Here is a 24,430-nt window from a genome sequence, read left to right as displayed (position 1 = left end):
GGCTGTCTCGGTTTAATGAGACAGCCTTTTATGCATCAGGAAGCAGACCGAGTACAGCAAAAAAGTGAAAAATGCTGCCGGCCATAACAAACAAATGCCAAATCATATGATGATACGGAAAGGCGCGCCAGACGTAAAAAACTGCTCCAGCCGTATATAAAATCCCGCCAGTTACGAGAAAAGAAAGCGCCGCAGGTGATAACGTTTCTGTGAGAGGTCCCCATGCAAAAACAATCAGCCAGCCCATTACAACGTACAAGAGGGTCGAAAAGCCAACAAATCGTTTCACAAAAAAACATTTAAAGACGGTGCCGGCGATGGCCATTCCCCAAACGAGCCCAAATAACGTCCAGCCGAGCGTTCCCTGTACCGCGATAAATAAAAATGGCGTATATGTTCCCGCTATAAACAAATAAATGGATGCATGATCAAAGATTTCAAACAAATCTTTCACTTTCCCTTGTGGAAAACTGTGCACGAGCGTGGAGGACAAATAAAGCAGCACCATCGTGATGCCAAAAATCATAAATCCCGCTAAATGCCAGCCTGTTCCGTGTATGGCAGAAAATACGATTAATAACACAAGTGCAGCAATACTAAGTAGAGCGCCAATTCCGTGGGTAATCGAATTTGCAATTTCTTCGCCTTTAGAAAAAACATGAGTGGTGGAATCTTTTTTCATACACAAACGATCCTTTCATTCAATCAAATCATACCCGTATTGTAGCATACTTAGTTCTCATTATTCTTGTTTCACACGTTAAAAAGGTTAATGCACCCCGTTTAAGAGGGTATACTGATAAAGAGAAATAATGAAAGGGGTTTTTTAACAATGGAACCGATTAAACACGAAGAAGGTATCTTTTATATGGAGAAAGACGGTCGGCGCATAGCAGAAATTACATATGCGCCCGCCGGTGATGGAACAATCAATGCCAATCATACGTATGTATCAGATGAACTTCGCGGCGGCGGTGTAGCCGGGCAATTACTTGATGCACTTGCTGATTATGCAAGAGAAAAAAACTTGAAAATTCTTCCTAGCTGCTCATATGTCGTCGCTAAATTTTCGAGAGGCAGTAAATATGATGATGTAAACGCATTAGCAAAATGAAATACGTCATTATCGGTGGCGATGCAGCCGGGATGAGCGCGGCGATGCAAATCGTTCATAACGACAGCCAGGCAGACATTACCGTGCTTGAAAAAGGACACATTTACTCATACGGCCAATGCGGGCTTCCTTATGTTGTCGGCGGGCTTATTAAATCGACGGACGACGTAATTGCCCGGCGTGTAGAGACATTCAGATCTAAATATGGCATTGACGCCCGCATTCTGCATGAGGCAACGGCTGTCAATCCATCTACACGAACGGTGTTCGGTAAAAACCATGAAACAGGAAAATCTTTTACCCTTTCCTATGACCGGCTGCTGATCGCAACGGGTGCAAGTCCCATTCTGCCGACATGGCAGGGAACGGGTAGTGACATGATTCATGTTGTCAAAACAATTCCGGATACGGAGCGCCTCATTCAAGGCCTGCAAAAGGACACTGTGAAGGATGTTGTCATTATCGGAGCGGGCTACATTGGGCTTGAAATAGCAGAAAACATTCACCGGCTCGGCAAGCGGATTCGGATCATTCAAAGAAGCGGGCATATCGCCACGATGTTTGATCCGGATATATCTGAACGCCTTCACCAGGAAGCGGAGCGTCATGGGATTATTCTGTCAATGAATGAGCAGGTAAAAGCGATTGAGGACGGGCGTGTGATAACAGACGTCAATACACATAAAGCAGATTTAGTTGTTGCATCGGTTGGCATCCATCCTAATACGGCTTTTTTAAAGAAAACGGGCATGAACATGCTCCAAAATGGCGCCATTATCGTAAATGATCGGCTCGAAACCTCTAGTCCAGGTATTTACGCTGCCGGTGACTGTGCGACGCATTTTCATCTCGTCAAACAAAGGCCGGATTATATTCCGCTCGGCACAACGGCCAATAAACAAGGAAGAATTGCCGGGTTAAATATGTGTGGGAAACAGCGTTCGTTTAAAGGAATCACCGGTACATCGGTCATGAAATTTTTCAATTTGATTGCCGCTTCCACCGGCTTAACGGAAGAAGACGTGCAGGAAGCGGGCATTCCATATAAAACGTCTGCCATTGAAACGAAAGATAAAGCAGGCTATTATCCGACCGCTTTCCCTTTACATGTGAAACTCATTTATAACCCTGATTCCGGTCGATTGCTTGGGGGGCAGGCGATTGGTAAAAACGGGGCTGAAAAGCGAATTGATGTGCTGGCGGCGGCGCTGTTCAACGAGATGACCATTGAAGAATTAGAAGATCTGGATTTAAGTTACTCGCCGCCCGTTAATGGCGTTTGGGATCCGATCCAGCAAGCGGCGCGTCGGGCAACCTAAATAATAGACTGTCACCATTTTATTCGTCCCCAGCAGGTCAAGAGAGAGCGCACTCCGAACAGAACGATTAGCTGATGTCCAACGGGAACGCCAAGAAAAGCTGGGCCGTCACGAAGCGCTTTTTAAGGAAAAAGATGTTGCCTATACCGTTCTTATGAAAGATGGCGATCCGGGACCGGCCATTTTGAAATGCACAAATGACCAAAAAACGGATCTGGTCATTCTCGGAAGCAGGGGACTTAATAACCTGTAGAAGTTTGTCCTCGAGAGTGCCAGTCATTATGCCGGCAGAACAGCGTGGAGAATTGTTGTTTACAGGGATCGCACAGCAGCTGCCGGCAGGACGTGTCGCAACCTCTGAAGACATTGCAGAATCATATGTTTACTTGGCCAAAAATGGATTTACACAAGGCTCTGTTGTTCTCATTGATGGCGGCGCTCACTTGGTGTAATGAAGGAGATTAAGCGATATCAAGCATGATTTATATGCAGAGATCTCTTATCATTTGAAGAATCAAAATTATTAAAAAAGAGTTATTCGGCAGCTTTACACCACGTAGAGCTGCCTTTTATTTTGAATACAGGCGTGATTGAACAGCGGGCGTTCACGGTTCATGAGCAAAACTATTTCCGCTTACCGCTTACGCTTGGCGATACACACGTTTATTTAGATAGAAAAATAGAGTAGATAAACCGCCAAAGCGGATAAATCGTTTGGAGGTTCGCTTTAGTTTCTTATCTTCTTGAACTTTCTTATCAGCTAGATAAATGGCGATAAGACCTTTGTTAATAAGTTGATGAAATTTCCAATCCGGCAAATTGCGAATACTTAACTCGGCTTTTTCTTTGAAATATTTGATTCTTTGTACCATCTTTTCTTCATTTTCGTAGTAGAAGATAAAATTCAAATCATTCTCTTTCCGATCCTCTTCTTGATCAATGAAATAATCCAGCATAATATGAAACCCCTGAACCCAAGGGAAATATCCATTTTTTATTATGTTCACTTCTTCGGTTTTTAAAGAATTTGACGTGTAGGCAGCCAAACAAAAAATGCCTAATGTAGAACCTGCACAGGCTGAAAATTCATACCAAGTCATTGGAGGTACTTCCTGCTTGTGCCGCGCAAACCAATTTTCTAATAATTCAACACGTTTATTTTTTTCGACATGTTTGAAAACCTGTAAGTCACAATAATACCTTGCTAATTGATGCATTGAATCTTGAGCACTTCGAAATCCAGGAAGGTCTTTTAAAATATTTTGACAGGTTAACACAAGAGAAGCTAAATACCCGCCATCATCTTGATTTTGCCGATATCGATAATAATTTACCGGTTCTTCTCCAGGGGTTAAGGCGTGCTGCATAGACTGATGAAGCATCCGGAAATCCCTTTCTTCCAAAGAGGTACTCCTATCACAAAGATTATCCAAGTAATCACTGATCGTTTGATAAGCTACAATAAATCGAATAATGTTTTTTCGCTCTTGTCCAGCAAGCAGTCCATAAACAGCCCCGCCTTCACAGTGGAAAGTCTTTTCTTTAATGCTAGAAAGGGCTTGTTTTCGTAATTCGTCATCCGGGATTTTGTCTGCCTTCACCTTCCACTCGCTTAAATAATGACGAGTGTCCGGAAGTACCTCCTGTTGTATTTTATACAACAATGTCCATGGTTTCGTTGGTACTTTCAAGTGCATACCCTCCTAAACTAAATTATTAACTTATTCGACTTTATAGAAGATACTCCTTCTTTTAAAATCCATACAGCGGAATGACAAGTAGGGGTTAGAAAAGAGTGTATGAAAAAATCTTAAGACGGTTATCTTAGTTATGCATTGTTTTTCATTAACTGGGAGGTACTATTATTATGCAATCAAAAGCAGCCGTTACATTTGGAGCTGTATAAACAAGGAGTATTAAATTAATTAAATATTATACGTTAGATACCATAAATGAAGCTATTACTGATTCTAAAAAGGGTACAACTCTTAAGGCAATTATGAAATTCAGTTCATAGAATTCAAATGATGAAATAAAACTCAATCTGTAAACGGAAAAATACCGATTTATTTTGGGTTCATAAATAAATCGGTGTTTTTTATCATAAAAAATTTCCTGCCACTTATGTTTATTTTCTTTAGAATAAGGTCAAACAGCTAAAGATACCTTTTTCATTACCGATAAAAGAGGTATTCACTATGTACAAGGAGTTGGTTTTATGGATATTGCCTTATTATTAGAGTACGGCTGGGTTCTGATCATTTTAATCGGGCTGGAGGGAATATTAGCTGCGGATAACGCGCTTGTTATTGCGACCATGGTTAAACATTTACCGCCCGAGCAAAGAAAGAAAGCCCTATTCTATGGGCTTGCGGGAGCGTTTGTTTTTAGGTTTGGCTCCTTGTTTATTATTTCGTATTTGGTTCACATTTGGCAGGTACAGGCAATTGGTGCCCTGTATTTGTTTGGTATTGCTATCTATCATTTAGTAAAGAAGTTTGTGTTGAAAAGCCATTTAAAGAAAGAAGAAAAGGACAAAAAGGGTTCTGGTTTTTGGATGACTGTCATCAAGGTGGAGCTGGCGGACATTGCATTTGCCGTTGATGCGATTCTGGCTGCTGTGGCATTAGCCATTACTCTTCCGGGGACAAACCTGCCGACAATCGGCGGGCTTGATGGCGGTCATTTTGCCATTGTACTTGCTGGAGGAATCATTGGACTCGTTATTATGAGATTTGCAGCTGGGTATTTTGTTATTTTGCTGGACCGGAAGCCAGGTCTCGAAACAGCGGCATTTCTCGTTGTTGCATGGGTAGGGGTAAAACTCGGTGTTTATGCCTTATCTCATCCAGAGCTGGCCATTATATCTGAAGACTTCGGAAAAGGAACAACATGGAAAATGATTTTCTGGTCCGTCCTTCTCCTGATCGGCGTAGGAGGCTGGTTCCTTTCGAAAGATAAACAGCCTAATGATTTGAAGGAAAAAGAAGAAAACGAAGAAGTATTAAAAGAAAGCAACGTGCTAAAAAAGTAAAAGAAAAACAACTATTCCTTAAAAGTTCATACTTGATTAGTATAAACAAACGAAAAAGATTAATACTGATTCTTCAAAAAGCTTATAGACTGCCGACTATACGGGCTGAGTCTATAAGCTGATTTTTTTATTAGGCTTATTCCGACTTATAATTCCACTTCGTTTAGAATTTGTTCTATTATTGACTTGATGGCAGCCACTCAAATAAGGTGGTTCTTTTTGACTTAAAATTTCAAAAGGGTAAAGGATAGGAATGGAGTGTGGTAGTATGATTCAGTTTGACCAGGTGGAAAAGAAATACCCGGATGGCACCCAAGCGGTTCAGCAGCTCGATTTGATCATTAAAAAAGGAGAATTTTTCGTCTTAATTGGACCAAGCGGCTGTGGGAAAACGACGACGCTGAAAATGATTAACCGGCTCATTCCAATTTCTGACGGCACGCTGCGTATTGACGGCAAAAAAATCAGTGAGTTTGATATTCACGAGCTGCGCTGGAACATTGGCTACGTCCTGCAGCAAATCGCCCTTTTTCCGCATATGACGATTGCTGAAAACATTGCGGTCGTTCCAGAGATGCGCAAGTGGAACCGATCGAAAATCAGCCGCCGTGTCGATGAGCTGCTTGAGATGGTCGGCCTTGATCCATCCGTTTATCGAAACCGGAAACCGTCTGAGCTCTCGGGCGGACAGCAGCAGCGAATAGGCGTTATCCGGGCGCTTGCAGCCGACCCGGAAGTGATTTTAATGGATGAACCCTTTAGTGCGCTTGACCCGATCAGCCGGGAAAAGTTGCAGGATGACCTTTTAGAGCTGCAGCGTAAAATTCAAAAAACAATTGTGTTCGTGACACATGACATGAAAGAAGCCATCAAGCTCGGTGACCGTCTTTGTGTAATGAAAGATGGCAAGGTTGTCCAGATCGGTACGCCCGAAGAAATTATCGAACACCCGGCGAATGATTTTGTGAAAAGCTTTATTGGTTCGCATGACCGGATAGAAGGCAGAAAAGTAAAAGAAGTAGCGGTGCAATTTCCAATTGGACTAAAAGAAGGACGGACGATTTCTGCAGGCGCACCGATTAGCGAAGCGCTCCAGCTGTTAGCGGAAACGGACGTCCTAATCATCGAAGAAAATGGACAGCTCATTGGCTCTGTGACGAGGGAGACCATTATTCAGTTTCTTGCCGGGGAGGTACGGGCATGAATGGACTGACGACCGTTTTTTCCGAGCGGAAAGAAGAATTACTCGCAGCACTTCTTGAACATATTCAAATTTCATTTATTGCTCTTTTTTTCGCGGTTTTAATCGCGATTCCACTCGGTATTTATTTAACGAGAAAACAAAAAGTGGCAGAAAGCATTATTGGGATCACAGCCGTCATGCAGACAATCCCATCTTTGGCGCTGCTCGGCTTGCTTATTCCTCTTTTTGGCATTGGAAAGGTTCCCGCTATTATCGCGCTTGTGGTCTATGCATTGCTGCCGATTTTGCGTAATACATACACAGGTATTAAAGAAGTTGATCCTTCTTTAATTGAAGCGGCACGGGGAATGGGGATGAACCAAAAACGCCGGCTTATGAAGGTGGAGCTGCCACTGGCAATGCCGGTGATTATGGCGGGAATTCGAACAGCCATGGTGCTGATTGTCGGTACGGCGACACTTGCCGCCCTAATCGGCGCCGGCGGTCTTGGTGATATTATTTTACTTGGTATTGACCGCAACAATACAGCGCTTATCGTTCTTGGAGCGATTCCGGCTGCGCTGCTGGCGATTTCGTTTGATATTCTATTACGCCGATTTGAGACTCTTTCCTTTAAAAAAGCGGGGGCGATGCTTGGCATTTTGCTTGCTGTCTCACTGCTTGTCATCGTAGGACCGTTTTTCGGAAGGCAGGATAAAGAAATTGTCATTGGAGCAAAACTTGGCACGGAGCCGGAGATTTTAATCAACATGTATAAATTGTTGATTGAGCAGGACACGGATCTTTCGGTTGAATTAAAGCCGGGACTTGGCAAAACGTCATTTGTCTTTAACGCGCTTGATTCTGGCAGCATTGATCTGTATCCGGAATTTACGGGAACTGCTATTTCGGAATTTTTAAAAGAAACGGCTGAAAGCACTGATTCCCGAGCTGTGTATGAACAGGCGAGAGACGGCATGAGCGAGCAATTTGACATGACCCTGCTTGAGCCGATGCAATACAATAACACATATGCGCTTGCGATTCCAACCGCTTTAGCAGAGCAAAATGACATTCAGACGATTACAGATGTAAAGCAAATTGAAAGCCAGATTAAGGCTGGCTTTACACTTGAATTTTCAGACAGAGAAGATGGTTATCTCGGCATTCAAGAATCGTACGGCATTGATTTCCCATCTGTCCTCACAATGGAGCCGAAGCTGCGCTATCAGGCGCTTCAAAGCGGAGACATCAACCTCATTGATGCATATTCAACAGATAGTGAGCTGCAAGTGTATGACTTAACCGTTTTAGAAGATGATCAAAACTTATTCCCGCCATACCAGGGCGCGCCTCTTTTAATGGAGGAGACGGCAGAAGAATACCCAGAGCTGGTTGAATCTTTGAATAAGCTCGCCGGCAAAATTACCGACGATGAAATGCGTGCGATGAACTATCAAGTCAATGCGGAAAATAAAAGTGTTGAAGCAACAGCACGTGAATTTTTAGAAAAAGAAGGTCTCCTGCAGGAGTAAACAGTAAATACTGATTAAAAAAATGCAAGGATACAGTACAGAATGAAAAGCTGCGCCTGGCAATCCTGGCGCAGCTTTTTTGTTTATAAACACATTTTAATCTGCACGAACTCATCGGTCATTCGCTAAATACTCTACTACGGACAATTGCCAAGAAAGACACTTTCAGAAATATTTACCAACTTTATAAATAAGAAAAAACATAGCTTTACTTTTTCGCTATGTTATAACATTAAACCGATATATTTAAATCTACTAAAGATTGGACGGAATTATTGTGCTATGAGCGAATTTGGCTACTTTGCAATATGTATATTATTTTTAATAGGGATAACAATGATGTGGAGAATGAGAAGTTTGGAAAATCAAAAAAGGCTGGGCATGCTTAACGAGGAGCTGTTGAAGAGTAAACAACAATTGCAAACTGTTTTCAATAATATTGATATAGCGGTTTGGTGCTATGATGAGCGGTCTCAAAAAATACCTTATACGTCAAAAGGGATGAAGAAGATTACAGGGTATCCATCGGAACAATTTATAGATCGGGAATCTTGGAAAACAATCATTCATCCTGATGATGTACCTATTTTCGAAGCCTCATCAGGAGATAATAGAAATGGTATTTCGCGTATTAGTGAATATCGAATCATTCATGCCGATGGCCATATCCTATGGATTCAAAATAGGATTACGCCAACAATGGATCCGTCTGGAAAGATCATCCGTTTAGATGGAGTTGTTATTGATATCACCTCAAGAAAAGAGATGGAAACAGCACTTGTCGAGAGCGAGGCCAAAAATCGATTCATTGTTGAAAACATAGCTGATTTAAACGGCGTCTTAGAAACAGATGGAACGATACGTTATGCTTTTAGAAAAGGAAGAGGATCTTATAGTGAAGATGTAGAAGGTGCTTCACTATTTCATTTTGTTCATCCAGAAGATCTTGGTTATGTTCAAGAAATATTTTCTATCTTAACGGACAAAAAAATTAAACAGCGTTTTCAATTTCGATTTGTTCATGCGGAAGGGTATTCTGTATTTGTAGAATGCATGGCGATGCCCATTATAAGCAATGATGGAGAAGTTGAAAGCATTGTAGCGGTCGCCAGGGACGTGACAGAACAAGAATGGATTGAAAAGGAATTAAAAGAAAGTGAAAAGCTGAACCGCCTTCTTGTTGAACTTTCACCGGAAGCGATTATTTTCCATTATGATTATAAATGTATTTATATTAATTCAGCTGCTCTTGTATTTATTGGTGCTTCAAGTGCAGAAGATATTATAGGACGGTCTATCTTTGATTTTATTCACCCCGATTTTCAAAAAATGGCGAATTCCCACTTGAAAGGAGTATACGAGCAGCAAACCGGTACGTCTCTTCTTGAACTTAAAATGATCCGCAAAGACCAAACGGTTATAGATGTAGAGGCTATCGTTACGCCTATTTCATACATGGGCAAAAACGCTGGTTTCTCGCTAATTCGGGATGTAACAAAACAAAAAAAAATGGAAGAAGAACGGAATCGCGCGGAACAAAAGATCCGAGAAAGTGAAGAAAGGTATTCCCGCCTTCAGAAAAGCCTGGACCGATTTTCACATGATCTTTTTGGAATTATGAAGGTATCTGAACTTAATCGTCGGTTTGTAAAAGAAGTGCAGAACGTGATTAAAATAAAACATGTCAGTGTCATTGAAGTACAGGAGGATAAGACATTTATAACAAAAAGCGGCAATTCCGATCTACAACAAGAACTGCAGGAGGATATTGGAACACTTCCGATAAGTAATCTTCCAGTAAACGAACTTATCGAAACATTAAACGGCTACTTATTAAAAATTGGTGAAAATAGCGGGAAAAACTATTTGCTTTACATTGGGGGAAAACCTGAATCTTTAACGTTCCCATCAAAGAAAGTGTGGCTTAAGACGGTAAGCCGGTATATTAACGTTTTATATGACAATTTCCGGCTGATTGAAGATTTAACGAAGGAGCTGGATACGATCACCTCTAATCAAATGGCTCCCGCTTGGCTTTTGCGTCTATTATTTAAATTGTCTGAAAATGAAAGAAAGCATTTATCTCAAGATTTGCATGATTCTGCGCTGCAAGAGCAGATTATCTGGTATCGGAAGCTTAATCATCTATCGACAGATCCACTTATTCCCCCACAGGTGCGGGAACAGCTACAGCAAATTGGGCAGGGCTTATTAGATGTGATTTATCAAATACGCATAACGTGCAATGAATTGCGGCCGCCTATGCTTAAAGAGGAAGGACTCGTCTCATCCTTGGAGGCGTTATTTGAATTTACTCAATTGCGGGCTAATTATTCTATTCAGTTTGATAAGGCCCAGTTTTATCATACGCTGACGGACGATCTGTTAATTGGCTTGTATCGTATCGTCCAAGAGCTTTTAGCAAACGCCACGAAGCATTCCGGTGCAGCAGAAGTTCACATCACACTTGCGAGCTATCCCGATCGAATTAAATTGGTCTACCGAGATGATGGAATCGGAATGGATATAAAAGAGATAGAAGACTCCTTTAATAGCATGGGGGTATACGGAGTGCAAGAGCGAGTACGCAGTATGGACGGGAAAATTGATTTCCACTCACTTCCTAATAAAGGGCTGACCATTAGCATTTCACTGCCAGCGCTTTTAGAGGGGAACCACATAAATCTTACCTAGGGAGGGTTCGATCATGATTAAGATTTTACTGGTTGACGATCATCCAACCGTTATGGAAGGTACAAAAATGCTCCTGGAACAGGAAGAGGATATAAAAGTGTCTTTGGCGTATTCGGGCAATCAAGCACTCGAGATGGCAAGTACGCAGCAATTTGACATTATGTTATTCGATTTGCATATGCCGGACATTAATGGAATTGACCTTACAAAGCAAGTATTAACCCTGAAGCCAAATGCAGTCATCTTAATTTATAGCGGCTTTGAATTTAAAAACCATTTTAACCTGCTAATTGAATCTGGTGTATCCGGCTTCGTGCAGAAAACAGTGAATAAAGAACAGCTTGTCAGAACTGTTCGGTGTGCTTTGAAAGGTGAAGTAATTTTGCCGCTTTCTTTGGTAAAACAACTGAGAAGAACCACACTTCATGTGTCGGATGTAAAAAAAGAAATTGATGTGCAGGCGATAAGTAACAAAGAATATAAGATATTAAGAGAAATATCCAAAGGAAAGAGCAATAAAGAAATTGCGGATAGTTTATTAATGAGCCAACGTTCATTAGAATACAGCTTAACGAATATTTTCCAAAAATTAAATGTGAAATCGCGCATTGAGGCAGCAATGAAGGCTAAGGAAACCGGACTATTCTCTGACCAGGACATTTCCTCGCTTTAACATTCATGGGGCCTTCAAAACAGATATAGCTTTTAACAGCATGCTCTCCCGTACGCCAGCTTGGTGGTGCGGGATTTTTAACCGCTTTTTATCATTCTTCAAAAATCGACAAAAACTGCGTGGTACCGCAAAAAGAATTGCGCCATCCCGCCAATGATTTTCGGTTACGAAAGTCCTGTTTCAACATATAATTAAATCAGCTTATTAAAAGGAAACTGTAGCCACGGCTCATTCTCTTGTTGAACTCGCAGAAGAACTGGGTTATTCTACCCTGGTTTTTAAAGTAAGTTGATTTGTCATATTTAAAAATAAAAAAAATCGAATGTATGATAGCAATTGAGTTAACTTTGCAGGAAATCTGCTGTTTTTAATTCTATAACAGGGATGGGTGAAAGGTGAAAAGATATAAAGGACTGACGCTTCGGTTCATGATTGGTGTATTAGTGCTGGTTTCTGCGTTGTTAACAGCAATAGTAGGCGGTTATTCGGCTTTTAGTTCAACACGAAACTCATTGGCATTAAATCATTTGGAGAACAACTATCAATATGCAAAAAAAATTTCATCAGAAACTAATATGTTACTAACCGGAATGCAGGAGAAAATAAATTTTATTGCAAGTATCGTTCAAGATCATACATTTACCCAGGAAGAAGTAAACTGGCTGCAACAAGCGAATAAAGACTATTTTAACTCCATTTTTTTTGTTGATTCAAACCGGGTGATTCAGCATATCAGTCCAGCTGATACAGGTTTAAAAGCGGGGACCCAATTAACCTCAGAAGTATCGATCGAGGCTGTCAAGTTGAAGAAGCCATATATCTCAAACCCTTATTTGGCGACATCAGAACGGCTTATTCTCCTCATTTCTTCTCCTGTGTTTGATAAAGAAGGAGTATATAAAGGATTTGTGGGCGGAACGATTTATTTGGAGGAAGATAATGTGTTAAGCACTATGCTGAATGAACACTTTTATGGAGACGGTTCCTATGTGTATGTAGTCGACAGCCATGGTCATATCATCTTTCATCCAAATAAAAAACGTGTCAATGAACTGGTATCCGAAAATACTATTATTCAAAAGGTGGTAGCGGGAAATAAGGGGTATGAGCAAGCGGAAAATTCATTGGGAGAAAAATATTTTACGGGGTATTCTTATGAAGCACGCAGCGGATGGGGCATTGTTTCCCAAACGCCAGTTTCAGTATTAAAAGAACCGTTGAATAAATTAATTGTTTCAATGATTATGCAAGGGCTGCCATTTCTTCTTTTTATTTTGCTGATAGCATTTGGGGTTTCTTTCATCATTTCAAAGCCTCTTCATCAGCTGGCTAAATTTTCAGAAGATGCGATTGCAGACAATAAAACTGCTCCTCTTGACCGGCCAATCATTCGTTCGAGAGTATATGAAGTGCGCCAGCTTGCCCATCATATCCATAATCATTTTGAACAGTTGAATAGTGAGAATCGAATCGATGGATTAACAGGGATAGCAAACCGCAAGACATTCGAACAGGTCATGCAAGGATGGATTGAAAGCCAACTTCCTTTTTGCCTCATTTTGCTGGATATTGATCATTTTAAAAAGGTGAATGATACATTCGGACATGTAAAAGGGGATGAGGTTTTAGTGTTTACAGCGTCCATTATGCAGAATTTTTCTAGAGTAGAAGATGTATGTTTCCGATTTGGTGGAGAAGAATTTGGGATTCTTGTCAAGACTGGAAACATTGAAACAGCGGCCAATTTAGCAGAACGCTTAAGAAGTGAAATCGAAACAAGTAAAAGTCCTACAGGAGAAGCTATTACGATCTCTCTTGGAATAGCTGTTTATCCGGAAGACGCCGGACAATCAACTGAAGTGATAGAAAAAGCGGACTTTGCTCTTTATCAATCAAAAGCATATGGCCGAAACAAAACAACGATTTATGCAGATTGAGAAAATAGTTCTCAGGAGATGTGATGGATGAAAGAATTGAATGAAACGCCTCACCCATTAACGAAAGACGATCATTATTTGCGTGATTTTATTACTCAATTAACGGATCATAATGAAAAAAACCACGCTGAATTTTCTTTTTATCAGACCATGTTTCATACGCTGATTGAAAATGCTTCAGTAGGAATGTACATATTAGGTGATGAAACGTATTCATACGTTAATACCTATTATGCGAACCTTTTAGGTTATACAAAGTCAGAATTAACGAACGGGGAAGTGCCATTAGATAAAATTATCCATCCAGATGATTTTCCGATGATACAGAAAAAGATTGAAAAAAGAAAATTAAAAGAAAAAAGTGAGGGATGCTACAGAATTCGTAAGCTTAAAAAGGACGGCAGTTTAATTTATACAGAAATTCATTCTACAGTGGCAGAGATCGATGGGGATGTTACATTATTTGGAACTGTTATTGATATTACAGAACGAGTGGTCGCTGAAAATCTGCTTCAGGAAAGCAATGAACGCTACGAGTCCCTCTTTCATAATAGTCCTGATGCTATTTTTACTTTTGATGACGACGGAAAATTTATTCATGCGAATCCTGCCAGTGAAACAATCACCGGCTATTCAGCAAATGAATTGCTGGAAATATCTTTCGCCCCTCTCGTTATCCCAGAGGATTTGCCAAAAGCCATTATCCATTTTGAAAAAGCAAAGAAGGGAGTAGCAAGCAGTTCTGATATCACTATTATGAAAAAAAATGGCGAGAAAATCCACTTAAATGCCACTCATTTTCCGATGAAAATAAATGAAGAAATTATCGGTACATATGGGATCGCAAGAGATATTACGCAAAAAATTCTTCTGGACCAGCAAATGGAACAGCTCGCTTTTTATGATACCTTGACAAAATTGCCTAATCGGAAGCTATTTGAAGATCGTCTCAGCCAAATGGTTTGTTTTTCAGATGAGGACCGGCCTTCATTTGCCGTTTTGTTTCTCGATATTGATCGTTTCAAGCTTATTAATGACTCATTAGGCCATCATATTGGCGATGAACTATTGAAAATGTTCGCAGAAAGGCTAAAGCAAAATCTCCGAAAAACGGATACGATCAGCCGGCTGGCTGGAGACGAATTCACCATTCTTCTGTCAGAGGTTTCTCAGGAAGAAGCGATTAAATTGGCTGAACATATTAATCAGATCATGAAAGAGCCCTTTGATGTTGCCGGGCATTCAATCACTGTGGCCATAAGTATCGGGCTGGCTTTTAGCAGCGGAAAAGAAGAGAATAATGCTCAAGAGTTGATCAGACATGCCGATACAGCGATGTATTATACGAAAAAATATAAAAGAAACAGCTATACAATCTATACGGAAGAAATGGATTTAAATGCCTCCTATAAACTTGCCATTGAACGCGATTTAAAGAATGCTGTTTTAAATAATGAGCTGGAATTATACTATCAGCCGATTATGGATTTAAAAACAGGAAAACTGACAGCGCTGGAAGCGTTAATTCGATGGAATCATCCGGAGTTCGGGCTGATCCCGCCAAATGATTTTATCCCCATTGCCGAGGAAAGCCGCCAGATTATCGGTATTGGAACGTGGGTGCTTCGAGCCGCCTGTCGTCAAAGTAAAAAGTGGCAGGATTCAGGAATTCCTCCTTTTAAAATAGCCGTTAATATCTCGACGAAACAACTGCAGCAGGCGGAATTTGTTGATGAGGTGTTAACTATATTAGAAGAAACAAACCTAGAATCAAAATGGCTGGAGCTTGAGGTAACGGAAAGTATTTTGATGGATGATGTAGGGTTCATAAAAGAAAGCCTTTTAAAATTAAAAGAAGCTGATATTTCGATATCTATTGATGATTTTGGAACAGGCTACACCTCTTTGAGCTATTTACGGCAATATCCATTTGATAAAGTGAAAATAGACCGCAGTTTTATTGATGATATTAACAATGACTTGAATGGGAAAAGAATTACATCTGCGATTATATCATTAGCCCATAGCCTGGAAATGAATGTGGTTGGGGAAGGGATTGAAGATGAAATCCAGCTGGAGTATTTAAAAAAAGAAAACTGCGATGAAGGGCAGGGCTACTTTTTTAACCGTCCTTTGCCTGCTCATTCACTGCCGTTTAACCAACGGTGAATCCCAGAAAGCTGATTGTTTACAAGCAAATTGAGACTGTCGACAAAGTCGTCAGTCTTTTTTTAAAAGGGCCGATAGGTGAAGCAGCAAAGAGGACTTCGCTTTCCGCGGGCAGTGCGTGAGCCTGCCCGCCGCCCTATCTATCGACTCCCATATAAAATCATCTAAATCCCGCGCTCCACAGTGAACAAAAAGATACACAAGAATGTCTTATTGGTCTACACTCTGGAAGCTGCTTGTAAACAAGCAGCTTTTTGAATTACATTTAATAGAATAGAAAAAGGCAATTGTCTAGTGAATAACATCCTTTTTTAAAATAAACTTATTACGGTATTTTAATTGTTAGGGCGGGGCAAATCGACGTTTTCAATCATCTCTTTTAATTGGATTTTTAGTTTTTTCTTCACGTGGCCAATGTCTTTTTGTGAAGCATTCAGCTTGTTTTTATATTGTTTCACTTTACTCAGCCAATCCTGCACATCGTTTATAGCTCCAAATTGAGTTTGTATTTTTTTATAGTACTCTTTTTCCGAATTGAAATTTTGATCCATCATATCGCTTAATTCCTTATAAATATACCGCAGGGATTTTGATTGAATGCGGACTTTATGCAGCGCCTCGATTGATTTCGAATGTTGTTTCCCATACGTTTTAACCGCTTTATGATAGGTATCAATTTTATAGGAAAAACGCTGTTCATATTCATTCAGTCTTTTATCTTTTTCAAGCGTCAGAACATAGAAAGCTAACTCTTTCGATAAAAATTGCTCCCAATCATGAAATAAGTCTGCATTCATAATGGAAGGCATTTGTGACTGAAGCTCTTTTTGAAAGCTCCTGCGTTTTTTTGTTACTTTTTTCACCATTTCTTTATAAGCTTTATTTTTCTTTTCCCGCTTTTCAAACGCCTCAATGAAGACATCTGCTTCCCGGATGATATTCAGTAATTTATGAATGCGCTTTATTCTAACAAGAACAGGATGTTTTTTCTTTACTCCTAAAAATTGAAGAATTGATTTTAGTTTGCGGCCAGTTACACGTGCCTGATGGATGTCTTCCGGATCACTTACCTTTATACAGCGCTTACAAAAGTGTTTATAATCGTTCATTCGTTTTTGAAGCGATGCTTCCCATTGCGTCATCCGTTCACCATTTCCTTCATTCAGGCACTCATCACAAATATATTCTTGTTTTATGGGGAGCAAAGATTGTTCTTGTTGGCAAAAGAGACAGGATTTCCTTTCAATTGTCATCAGCTCGTCACCTGCTTTCAAGTCGTTATTTCTGTTTTCCCGTTTTTTCAAAAAGATAACTTTTCTCATTTTTGACGAATAATTTTGCGTTTTCACCTTCTTATGTTCGCTATTTGCATGTTATAATGGGTGCGAATAACCGTAGAAGATAAAATAAAACAAAAAAACGAATATTAAGGAGAATACGTAAATGAGTGGATTACAATCAAAAACAATCATGATGCTCGGGTCCGGTGAGCTCGGCAAAGAGGTCGTGTTAGAAGCGCAGCGGCTCGGGGTGAAGACGATTGCAGTGGACCGTTATGAAAACGCACCAGCGATGCAGGTGGCACATTCTTCTCATGTCATTAATATGCTTGATGGTCCTGCATTGCGCGCGCTGATTGAACAGGAAAAACCCGATTACATTATCCCGGAAATTGAAGCAATTGCGACCGAAACACTCATTGAACTTGAGAAAGAAGGCTTTAATGTTGTACCAACAGCAAAAGCGACGAATTTAACGATGGACCGGGAAGGCATCCGGCGCCTAGCGAGCGAAACATTAGGACTCCCGACAGCGAAATATGAGTTCGCCGATACACTTGAAGAGCTGAAAGAAGCCGTCCAAAAAATCGGCACACCATGTGTGGTTAAACCGATCATGAGCTCGTCTGGAAAAGGGCAAAGTGTCTGCCGCTCGTTTGATGAGGTGGAATTGTCATGGAATGCTGCGATGGAAGGCGGCCGTGCGAAAAAAACACGCGTCATCGTGGAAGAATTTATTGCATTTGAATCCGAGATTACACTGCTGACGGTTCGTTCTGTATCCGGCACGTCTTACTGCGCGCCGATTGGCCATATTCAGCAGGACGGGGACTACATCGAATCATGGCAGCCGCATAATATGACAGAGGCACATATCGCGGAAGCGGAAGATATTGCGAAGAAAATTACCGACTCACTCGGTGGATATGGTCTATTTGGGGTGGAGCTTTTTATTACATCTGACGGCATTTACTTCAGTGAAGTATCACCGCGTCCGCATGATACCGGTATGGTGACCATGGTGACGCAGGACTTGTCCGAATTCGCCATTCATATCCGGGCCATTCTTGGATACCCAATTCCAGCAATCCGTCTTTTTTCACCTGGCGCAAGCCGTACAGTTAAAGCGTGGGAAGAACACTCTTCTTATACGGTCAGCGGAGTCGAAAAAGCACTGGAAACGCCTGATACACAAGTGCGTGTTTTCGGAAAACCGGAAACAAAAGCCGGCCGCCGTATGGCAGTTGTATTAAACGCGGCAGACAAGGTAGAAAAAGCACGGCAGCGAGCGGAAGAAGCGGTATCTGCTATTTCTGTAGAATATAATTAAAAAAACAGGCTGTCTGGAAACCCAGACAGCCTGTTTTATGATGCATCCGTTGTAAGCGAAGCTAAAATTGCTTTTGTTTCCGCTATTTTTTCCATATCGCCCTGTTTCATATAATCGTGAAGTTCACTTAAATAATAATCGAGTTCTTTGTAGCGCACTTCTTTTGAAAGAGCCGTCTTTTTCTTTTCATGCTGGACTGCCTGATCTGTAAATTGAATGGTACGGTTTAGCCGGATTAACACATCATCATCGACAATTTTGGCATAAATAAGCTCCATCGTGCTGCGATGCCGGACGAACGCAAATTGATTATTCGCTGCAGCGTGATAAATATTTAAAATCATTGTTCCGCGGTCAAAGCCCCAAAAAATTAAATAATGCTGCTGTGCCAGATCATGGACGATGCTTTTTAACTGATCCTTTGACAGGTGAAGAGACAAGTTCTTATATTCAATCATATTTGGAACCCCCTTTGTTAAGTAAGCGTTTTCATTATTTGTATTATATGCTAAAAGACTGTATTTGTTCAAGGGATCGAACTGCATAATCACCAGTCCGACCGCTCTTTTTCTTGTAATTCTTCCGCCGCTGCCTGTAAATCATACATGGAAACGATGAAAATGGGGTAATCCCCATTTTCGGTCCGCTTATCTGCAGCTGCTTTCAGAAATTTAGGTGACCCTTCTTTTTCTTCGTCGTACACAAGCAAAAGTGCATCCGTATTGTCTAGTGAAAATTCATCTCTTGCTTTAAACTGCCAAGGCCCAATATATGGTTTTTTGGAAACCGCATCAACGAAATCCGCCTGATCAATGATGCTGTTATAATATTCCTGCCTTTCTTCTTTCCAATTTTTCTCCTGTTCCAAAAAAGGCGTAAGCACGCCAAGCTTTAAGTCGGGAAACTCTTCTTGTAAGGAAAACACGACCTCTGCACCCCATAATTCAACGCCGGGCTGCCCGCCAATAATCACCCATTGAAGACCTTCATCGAGCAGCGCACGTATCCGCTGCTCGATTGCATTTTTAATAATCGAAATCCCAGGATGCTTTTGATCCCATATGCCAAGTTCATGGCTTTTATAGCCTGAAAACAAAATCGTTTTGACCAATTGAACCACCTCGCGTCCATTATACATGGAACAATGGTAAAATGAAAAAAGACCAGAAAGAGAAGGAGAACACAATGAACGTTTTTACTATAGAAGACTTAACAAAAACATTAGGTGAAAAAACACTTTTTCACGATATTTCGTTTTCAATTACAGAGGGAGATAAAATTGGTGTTCTTGGCATTAATGGTACCGGAAAATCCACACTGTTAAATGTAATTGCCGGGCTCGATGACTACGATGCGGGGAAAAAAGATCATCCAAATGATTATTCGATTTCATATTTGTCTCAAAACCCGGATTTTGATGAAAACTTATCCATTATTGATTATATGTATGCAAGCAATTCGCCGGTTTTTACCACTATTAAGGAATATGAAATGGCATTATTGAAGCTGCAGGAAAGACCGGGAGACGAAAAGGTTCAGCAGGAATTGATGACCCGTCAACAGCGAATGGACGACCTTAACGCATGGGATACGAGCGCAGAAGCAAAAACAATCTTAACGAAACTTGGTTTGCCTGATTTCACCCGCAAGCTGTCTGAACTGTCCGGCGGGCAGAAAAAGCGGGCGGCGCTGGCGAAAACACTTATTGAAACATCGGATCTGCTTATCTTGGATGAGCCGACCAACCATCTTGATTATGACAGTATTAAGTGGCTGCAAGAGTACTTAAAAAAAGCACAAAAAGCGGTTTTGTTTGTCACACATGACCGGTACTTCCTTGACGCAGTGGCTGATAAAATTTGGGAGCTTGAGCGTGGGAAATTGTATGAGTATAAAGGGAACTATGCGGATTTCCTGGAGTCGAAGGCGATTAGAGAAGGAAATGAATCGCTTGAACAAAACAAAAAAGAAAGCTTGTTTAAAAAGGAACTCGCCTGGATGCGAAAAGGCGCCAAAGCGCGGACAACAAAACAAAAAGCCCGCATTCAGCGCTTTGAAACACTTGATGCCGATGTGAAAAACAAAACGAGTAACGAATCGCTTGAAATGGATCTGGGCGGCGCACGCCTCGGTAAAAAGGTATTGGAATTAAAAAACGTTCAAAAATCATTTGGCAGCCTGTCCATTTTAGCGGGGTTTTCCTTTCTTTTTAAACGCGGTGACCGGATTGGTATTGTCGGCCGCAACGGCAGCGGAAAATCGACCCTTTTAAATATTATCGCAGGCCGCGAATCTGTTGATGCAGGAGAGCTGAACCAAGGGCAGACTGTGAAAATCGGTTATTACACACAAGAAAACGAAGACATGGATGAGAATATGCGCATGATTGAATACATTCGCGAAACAGCGGAATCCATTCAATTAAAAGACGGCAGCTTTATTTCCGCTGCGCAAATGCTGGAGAAATTTTTATTCCCAATGCATTCACACGGTACACTCATTCGCAAGCTGTCTGGCGGGGAGAAACGGCGTCTTTATTTATTGAATATTTTAATGTCAGCTCCAAATGTTTTGCTTTTGGATGAGCCGACCAATGACTTGGACACGCAGACACTGACCATTTTAGAAGAATATTTGGAACACTTCCCAGGTGTGGTCGTGACAGTATCCCATGACCGGTATTTCCTTGATAAAGCATGCCGTCAGCTGCTTGTCTTTAACGGAAACGGTGCAGTTGACTTTTATTATGGCAGCTATTCAGACTTTCTTGAAGAAAAACAGGAGTCTCCTGCTTTAGAAGAAAAACCGAAAACAGCCGCAGCAGCACCGCCTCGTCCAGAACGGAAAAAGAAAATGTCATACTCGGAAACACGAGAGTGGGAAACAATTGAAGACGACATGGAAGCGGTAGAAGGGCGATTAGAAGAGATCGCTGCCGAAATGGCAACGGCCGGCAGCGACTTTGAAAAATTGAACAGCCTGATGGCAGAAGAAACTGAGTTGAAAGAAAAACTCGATCATATGCTGGAGCGTTGGGAGTATCTAGCCGAAAAAGCTGAAGAATAAAAGAGAAGGCTTCCAGAAAACCGGAAGCCTTTTTTACATGCATTTACCTTAAGATCGTTGCACGCCAGCTGCCGCCTCCCCGATCACAGGTGTATTGACCCGAGGCAGTTCTGCCGTCATTGGATAGGGTGCCTCTGTACTCACAATTGTTTCCATCGCTGCTGTTCCGTCTTTCAATCCGAACATTATTCCCTTGCAGGTAAATGGACAAAACGGCTGTTATATCTCTTTGTCCAGGCTGTGTCCATCTTCCATCAAACACGTTGCTGTTTCCACGCCGCGTCCATACGCCGGTCCAGCCATCTTCTTGTACATTCCATCTTCTGCCTAACCGGTCTTGCGGCTGCGGTGGCTGCGGCTGGCCACGTCGTTCAATGACCGCACTCCACGCTCCGCCGCCACGGTTGCAGATGTTTTGACCGCTTGCGGTTCTCCCATCTGCTCCAAAGTTTCCTGTGTAATTACAATTATTTCCGTCACTGCTGTTTCGCCGAAGAATAAAAATAAATGGTCCGGATGTATAAATGGTGAGGACTGCTGTAATATCCCTTTGGCCTGACTGAGTCCACCTTCCATCAAACACGTTGCTGTTTCCGCGCCGTGTCCATACGCCGCGCCAGGCGCCTTCCTGCACAATCCAGCGCTGTCCTAATCCATATGTCTGAGCCTGTACAGGAACAGCCTCATAGGGCAAAACACCAAAAAACCCGGGATTTCCTTCATGATACGAATTCCAGTATGAATACATGCTTTTTTCTCCTCCGCCGTACAAAATTAAAAAATCGTCACCCTCTATCATATGTAAAGGGGTATGAAGAGGTACGTGATGCATTTATTCCATAAGCATAGAAGATGAGGGCGACAAAACATGTCAAAAAAATCGGTTTTCGTTTGACATGTTTTTCTTTTTTTGCACGGTATGATAAAAGAAAAAAAGGTGAGTGAAAGAATGAATCGAAACATCAACTGGTGCTGCAGCACATGTCAAAAGCCCATCCTTGCAAACGATTTGATTGCCTGGACGAAGAAAGAGACACTCGTTCATTTGATTTGCGATGCTTCACAGCTGATGCAGGGTGTTCATTACATTGGACGGGCACAACAAATGATGAATGAAACAGCATCCAGCCAGAAACATGCTTAAAATAATAGGACAGACTAGGCTGCTTTATTATAAGCAGAGAATGTACATTCCAATAAAGCATCCTGTTCTGCGTCCTCATTTATTTACTTACTGCAAATGATTTAAAACAATGCCTACGGCTGAAGAGTCATTTTTAGCATACACAAACAAGTTATTTTGTATCCGTTTACATTAAGTGACTTTTTGGAGCGGATCTTTTTGTTTTAATAAGTGAAAATAAGGAAAGTAAATGCTGTTTATATAACAAGAGACAGCGGGAGTACATTTAAATTTCCAGAGAGAGGAAAAAGACCGGCTCAAAAGTTTAAGGAAACGAACCTTTGAGCCGGCTTTTTATTTCATTAAGCAGATTTAGTCCGATTTTGTGTTGCATCTTTCAGACGGAATGATGGTTTATAGGCAATAAAGTAAAGCAATGCAACGAAAACAGCACCTCCGACCACATTTCCAAGAAATACAGCAGCAAAGTTAGGCGCATATTCTGCCCAAGTGGCCTGGCCGGCAAAAATAGCCGCCGGGATAACGAACATATTCGCTACTACGTGCTGGAAACCAATCGCGACAAACGCCATGATCGGAAACCAGATACCAAGGATCTTACCTGTAAAATCTTTGCTTCCGAGTGCCAGCCAAATGGCAAGGCAGACAAGCCAGTTGCATCCGATCGCCGAAATAAACGCTTCGAGGAAACCTTCATCTAATTTCGCTTGGGCGACTGCAACGGTTTTAGCCAAATAGGGACCGCTTTCGGTTAAACCAACTATATGACCGAAAAAATAAGCAACAAAAACAGCACCGATGAAGTTAGCGATTGTAACAATAAACCAATTTCGCATGATGTGTAAAAACGTAATTTTTTTAGAAAGCCACGCCATCGTCACGCTCATCATATTTCCTGTTACAAGCTCACCGCCGGCTAAAACAACTAAAATCAGGCCGACGGGAAAAATAGCCGCTCCTAAAAAGCTGGAGAAGGATCCCCATTCTTCCGGCATATTTCCTGTTACACGGATGTATAACAAAAATCCCAATGCAACAAAGGCTCCTCCTAAAAATCCAAGAATCAAAAGTGTTGAAAGAGATGATTTCGCTTTCTTTTCTCCTGATTCAGAAACCAGTCCAGCAATTTCTTGTGGCGAATAAACAGACATACATAATCCCTCCATAGTAAAATACAAAAAAACAGCACAAAGCAAGCACTTTTTTAAAAAAAGTGTTGTTTGCGCTGGTTAATTTTTCTACACAGTTGCTATAGAATCATCATCAGTCGTGCAAATAGCGATGTTCTCATAAATAAAATGCAGCACCTACATTTTTATTCATTTAAAACTCGCAAAGGCAAAACATATCCTACCATTCTCCCTTATTTTTTGTCAAGGATGTGAACAAATATAAAAAAATTTTAAAATTATTAAATAATCGGTTTATCAAAAATAAAAACAGAAACCGCCATATCTTCTTCCACCTTTATATCATTAAACAAATGAACCAATTTAGCTCCGACCAGTTCCTCTAGCCCTTCTGGTATGTTTTCTTTGTATAATTCCTGTATCATAAGCGTTCGTGCATTATGAACCGTATGTTGTCCTTCTCTTGTTCGAGAAATAAATTTTTCAGGAGTCGTCAAGTTGCCGTACATTTTTGTAATGGCCATATCTTCGATGAAATGTGTGTAAATCCTTTCAGGCCCTTTTCCAAATAAATCTCTTCTCACTTTTCGAATAATATCATTGAATGCCGCTTCTTTTTTCATGATCTTTCATCCCCTCTACGGAACTATTATACGGTGAAATATAAAAAACGAAAATTTTTTTTTTTCCATCTTGCCTTTTTAAACAAGAGGCGTATAATTGGCTCTGGAATAATAAAGATATGAATGGAATTCTTAATAATTTCTTGTTAAGGCTCTATTGAATGATTTTATGGCGGAATGGCAGATTAGTAGGGTATGC

22 protein-coding genes are annotated in these 24,430 nt (G+C 41.0%); 14 read left to right on the top strand and 8 right to left on the bottom strand.

Going from position 1 to position 24,430, the window contains the following annotated elements; genetic code table 11:
• Positions 1 to 28 precede the first annotated feature (28 nt).
• A complete protein-coding gene (gene trhA, locus BA724_RS05685) occupies positions 29 to 682 on the bottom strand; it encodes a PAQR family membrane homeostasis protein TrhA (protein WP_069937691.1) in 654 nt (217 codons plus the stop codon).
• Between the two features lie 150 nt (positions 683 to 832).
• Here trhA and BA724_RS05680 point away from each other — a divergent pair, with 150 nt between their 5' ends.
• Genes BA724_RS05680 through BA724_RS18535 form a run of 4 tightly spaced genes read left to right on the top strand, consistent with a single transcriptional unit; the run spans position 833 to position 2,885 of the window.
• Positions 833 to 1,114, top strand: coding sequence for a GNAT family N-acetyltransferase (locus BA724_RS05680; protein WP_069937690.1), 282 nt, complete (start codon positions 833 to 835; stop codon positions 1,112 to 1,114).
• Positions 1,111 to 2,433: an FAD-dependent oxidoreductase gene (locus BA724_RS05675; RefSeq protein WP_069937689.1), complete on the top strand. Its 1,323-nt coding sequence runs from the start codon at positions 1,111 to 1,113 to the stop codon at positions 2,431 to 2,433. The genes BA724_RS05680 and BA724_RS05675 overlap by 4 nt, the downstream gene beginning before the upstream one ends.
• A 16-nt stretch (positions 2,434 to 2,449) precedes the next feature.
• The gene (locus BA724_RS19210) at positions 2,450 to 2,686 is read left to right on the top strand and encodes a universal stress protein (protein WP_083256090.1); all 237 of its coding nucleotides are present in this window, start codon (positions 2,450 to 2,452) and stop codon (positions 2,684 to 2,686) included.
• 28 nt (positions 2,687 to 2,714) lie between these two features.
• On the top strand, positions 2,715 to 2,885 hold the full coding sequence (locus tag BA724_RS18535; RefSeq protein ID WP_169818509.1) for an SDR family oxidoreductase: 171 nt from the start codon (positions 2,715 to 2,717) through the stop codon (positions 2,883 to 2,885).
• A gap of 189 nt (positions 2,886 to 3,074) precedes the next feature.
• On the opposite strand, the gene BA724_RS05665 is transcribed toward BA724_RS18535, so the two are convergent.
• Entirely contained in the window at positions 3,075 to 4,124 is a 1,050-nt protein-coding gene (locus tag BA724_RS05665) for a tetraprenyl-beta-curcumene synthase family protein (RefSeq protein ID WP_069937687.1), read from the bottom strand.
• A gap of 527 nt (positions 4,125 to 4,651) precedes the next feature.
• On the opposite strand from BA724_RS05665, the gene BA724_RS05660 reads away from it, so the two are divergent.
• The 7 genes from BA724_RS05660 (at position 4,652) to BA724_RS05630 (ending at position 15,658) form a co-directional block, all read left to right on the top strand.
• Entirely contained in the window at positions 4,652 to 5,467 is an 816-nt protein-coding gene (locus BA724_RS05660; RefSeq protein WP_069937686.1) for a TerC family protein, read from the top strand.
• A 268-nt stretch (positions 5,468 to 5,735) separates the two neighbouring features.
• The gene (locus tag BA724_RS05655) at positions 5,736 to 6,671 is read left to right on the top strand and encodes an ABC transporter ATP-binding protein (RefSeq protein WP_069937685.1); all 936 of its coding nucleotides are present in this window, start codon (positions 5,736 to 5,738) and stop codon (positions 6,669 to 6,671) included.
• Positions 6,668 to 8,185, top strand: coding sequence for an osmoprotectant update ABC transporter permease/substrate-binding subunit OpuFB (gene opuFB / locus BA724_RS05650; protein ID WP_069937684.1), 1,518 nt, complete (start codon positions 6,668 to 6,670; stop codon positions 8,183 to 8,185). Before BA724_RS05655 ends, opuFB begins: the two co-directional genes overlap by 4 nt.
• A gap of 357 nt (positions 8,186 to 8,542) precedes the next feature.
• The gene (locus tag BA724_RS05645) at positions 8,543 to 10,879 is read left to right on the top strand and encodes a sensor histidine kinase (protein ID WP_425388995.1); all 2,337 of its coding nucleotides are present in this window, start codon (positions 8,543 to 8,545) and stop codon (positions 10,877 to 10,879) included.
• A 13-nt stretch (positions 10,880 to 10,892) separates the two neighbouring features.
• Positions 10,893 to 11,552, top strand: coding sequence for a response regulator transcription factor (locus tag BA724_RS05640; protein ID WP_069937683.1), 660 nt, complete (start codon positions 10,893 to 10,895; stop codon positions 11,550 to 11,552).
• 395 nt (positions 11,553 to 11,947) lie between these two features.
• The gene (locus tag BA724_RS05635) at positions 11,948 to 13,489 is read left to right on the top strand and encodes a sensor domain-containing diguanylate cyclase (protein ID WP_245676154.1); all 1,542 of its coding nucleotides are present in this window, start codon (positions 11,948 to 11,950) and stop codon (positions 13,487 to 13,489) included.
• 27 nt (positions 13,490 to 13,516) lie between these two features.
• Complete coding sequence (locus BA724_RS05630) at positions 13,517 to 15,658, top strand: sensor domain-containing protein (protein WP_083256087.1); 2,142 nt, start codon at positions 13,517 to 13,519, stop codon at positions 15,656 to 15,658.
• A 335-nt stretch (positions 15,659 to 15,993) separates the two neighbouring features.
• Here the strand turns inward: BA724_RS05630 and BA724_RS05625 are convergent, their stop codons facing one another.
• Complete coding sequence (locus tag BA724_RS05625; protein WP_169818508.1) at positions 15,994 to 16,800, bottom strand: CHAD domain-containing protein; 807 nt, start codon at positions 16,798 to 16,800, stop codon at positions 15,994 to 15,996.
• A gap of 301 nt (positions 16,801 to 17,101) precedes the next feature.
• Between BA724_RS05625 and purT the strand changes: the two genes are divergently transcribed.
• Positions 17,102 to 18,268, top strand: coding sequence for a formate-dependent phosphoribosylglycinamide formyltransferase (purT, locus tag BA724_RS05620; protein ID WP_069937681.1), 1,167 nt, complete (start codon positions 17,102 to 17,104; stop codon positions 18,266 to 18,268).
• Positions 18,269 to 18,303: 35 nt separating this feature from the next.
• Here the strand turns inward: purT and BA724_RS05615 are convergent, their stop codons facing one another.
• Together BA724_RS05615 and BA724_RS05610 are read right to left on the bottom strand one after the other, a co-directional pair.
• The gene (locus tag BA724_RS05615; RefSeq protein WP_069937680.1) at positions 18,304 to 18,726 is read right to left on the bottom strand and encodes a hypothetical protein; all 423 of its coding nucleotides are present in this window, start codon (positions 18,724 to 18,726) and stop codon (positions 18,304 to 18,306) included.
• Between the two features lie 89 nt (positions 18,727 to 18,815).
• On the bottom strand, positions 18,816 to 19,379 hold the full coding sequence (locus BA724_RS05610; protein ID WP_069937679.1) for an SLOG family protein: 564 nt from the start codon (positions 19,377 to 19,379) through the stop codon (positions 18,816 to 18,818).
• Positions 19,380 to 19,453: 74 nt separating this feature from the next.
• On the opposite strand from BA724_RS05610, the gene BA724_RS05605 reads away from it, so the two are divergent.
• Positions 19,454 to 21,334, top strand: a complete 1,881-nt coding sequence (locus tag BA724_RS05605; RefSeq protein ID WP_069937678.1) for an ABC-F family ATP-binding cassette domain-containing protein — start codon at positions 19,454 to 19,456, stop codon at positions 21,332 to 21,334.
• A 43-nt stretch (positions 21,335 to 21,377) separates the two neighbouring features.
• Here the strand turns inward: BA724_RS05605 and BA724_RS05600 are convergent, their stop codons facing one another.
• Positions 21,378 to 22,082, bottom strand: coding sequence for a hypothetical protein (locus BA724_RS05600; RefSeq protein WP_211272214.1), 705 nt, complete (start codon positions 22,080 to 22,082; stop codon positions 21,378 to 21,380).
• Positions 22,083 to 22,283: 201 nt separating this feature from the next.
• Between BA724_RS05600 and BA724_RS05595 the strand changes: the two genes are divergently transcribed.
• Positions 22,284 to 22,478, top strand: a complete 195-nt coding sequence (locus BA724_RS05595; protein ID WP_069937677.1) for a hypothetical protein — start codon at positions 22,284 to 22,286, stop codon at positions 22,476 to 22,478.
• 341 nt (positions 22,479 to 22,819) lie between these two features.
• Here BA724_RS05595 and BA724_RS05590 read toward each other — a convergent pair whose 3' ends face one another.
• Both BA724_RS05590 and BA724_RS05585 read right to left on the bottom strand, forming a co-directional pair.
• Positions 22,820 to 23,629, bottom strand: a complete 810-nt coding sequence (locus BA724_RS05590; RefSeq protein WP_069937676.1) for a formate/nitrite transporter family protein — start codon at positions 23,627 to 23,629, stop codon at positions 22,820 to 22,822.
• A gap of 260 nt (positions 23,630 to 23,889) precedes the next feature.
• Positions 23,890 to 24,231, bottom strand: a complete 342-nt coding sequence (locus tag BA724_RS05585; RefSeq protein WP_211272213.1) for a Na-translocating system protein MpsC family protein — start codon at positions 24,229 to 24,231, stop codon at positions 23,890 to 23,892.
• Between the last annotated feature and the right edge of the window lie 199 nt (positions 24,232 to 24,430).

The organism is Domibacillus iocasae, from assembly GCF_001750285.1.
Taxonomy (GTDB): Bacteria; Bacillota; Bacilli; order Bacillales; family Domibacillaceae; genus Domibacillus; species Domibacillus iocasae.
Note: the sequence above shows the minus strand (reverse complement) of the source record. Positions and strands in the feature narration are given on the sequence as shown.

What these genes read in the sequence shown, in the direction of transcription:
- BA724_RS05675 (WP_069937689.1), top strand. Translation starts at nt 1,111, where the DNA reads ATGAAATACGTCATTATCGGTGGCGATGCAGCCGGGATGAGCGCGGCG.
- trhA (WP_069937691.1), bottom strand. Translation starts at nt 682, where the DNA reads ATGAAAAAAGATTCCACCACTCATGTTTTTTCTAAAGGCGAAGAAATT.
- BA724_RS05640 (WP_069937683.1), top strand. Translation starts at nt 10,893, where the DNA reads ATGATTAAGATTTTACTGGTTGACGATCATCCAACCGTTATGGAAGGT.
- BA724_RS05655 (WP_069937685.1), top strand. Translation starts at nt 5,736, where the DNA reads ATGATTCAGTTTGACCAGGTGGAAAAGAAATACCCGGATGGCACCCAA.
- BA724_RS05590 (WP_069937676.1), bottom strand. Translation starts at nt 23,629, where the DNA reads ATGTCTGTTTATTCGCCACAAGAAATTGCTGGACTGGTTTCTGAATCA.
- BA724_RS05680 (WP_069937690.1), top strand. Translation starts at nt 833, where the DNA reads ATGGAACCGATTAAACACGAAGAAGGTATCTTTTATATGGAGAAAGAC.
- opuFB (WP_069937684.1), top strand. Translation starts at nt 6,668, where the DNA reads ATGAATGGACTGACGACCGTTTTTTCCGAGCGGAAAGAAGAATTACTC.
- BA724_RS05600 (WP_211272214.1), bottom strand. Translation starts at nt 22,082, where the DNA reads ATGTATTCATACTGGAATTCGTATCATGAAGGAAATCCCGGGTTTTTT.
- BA724_RS05630 (WP_083256087.1), top strand. Translation starts at nt 13,517, where the DNA reads ATGAAAGAATTGAATGAAACGCCTCACCCATTAACGAAAGACGATCAT.
- BA724_RS05615 (WP_069937680.1), bottom strand. Translation starts at nt 18,726, where the DNA reads ATGATTGAATATAAGAACTTGTCTCTTCACCTGTCAAAGGATCAGTTA.
- BA724_RS05595 (WP_069937677.1), top strand. Translation starts at nt 22,284, where the DNA reads ATGAATCGAAACATCAACTGGTGCTGCAGCACATGTCAAAAGCCCATC.
- BA724_RS05625 (WP_169818508.1), bottom strand. Translation starts at nt 16,800, where the DNA reads ATGACGCAATGGGAAGCATCGCTTCAAAAACGAATGAACGATTATAAA.
- purT (WP_069937681.1), top strand. Translation starts at nt 17,102, where the DNA reads ATGAGTGGATTACAATCAAAAACAATCATGATGCTCGGGTCCGGTGAG.
- BA724_RS05605 (WP_069937678.1), top strand. Translation starts at nt 19,454, where the DNA reads ATGAACGTTTTTACTATAGAAGACTTAACAAAAACATTAGGTGAAAAA.
- BA724_RS18535 (WP_169818509.1), top strand. Translation starts at nt 2,715, where the DNA reads ATGCCGGCAGAACAGCGTGGAGAATTGTTGTTTACAGGGATCGCACAG.
- BA724_RS05660 (WP_069937686.1), top strand. Translation starts at nt 4,652, where the DNA reads ATGGATATTGCCTTATTATTAGAGTACGGCTGGGTTCTGATCATTTTA.
- BA724_RS05585 (WP_211272213.1), bottom strand. Translation starts at nt 24,231, where the DNA reads ATGAAAAAAGAAGCGGCATTCAATGATATTATTCGAAAAGTGAGAAGA.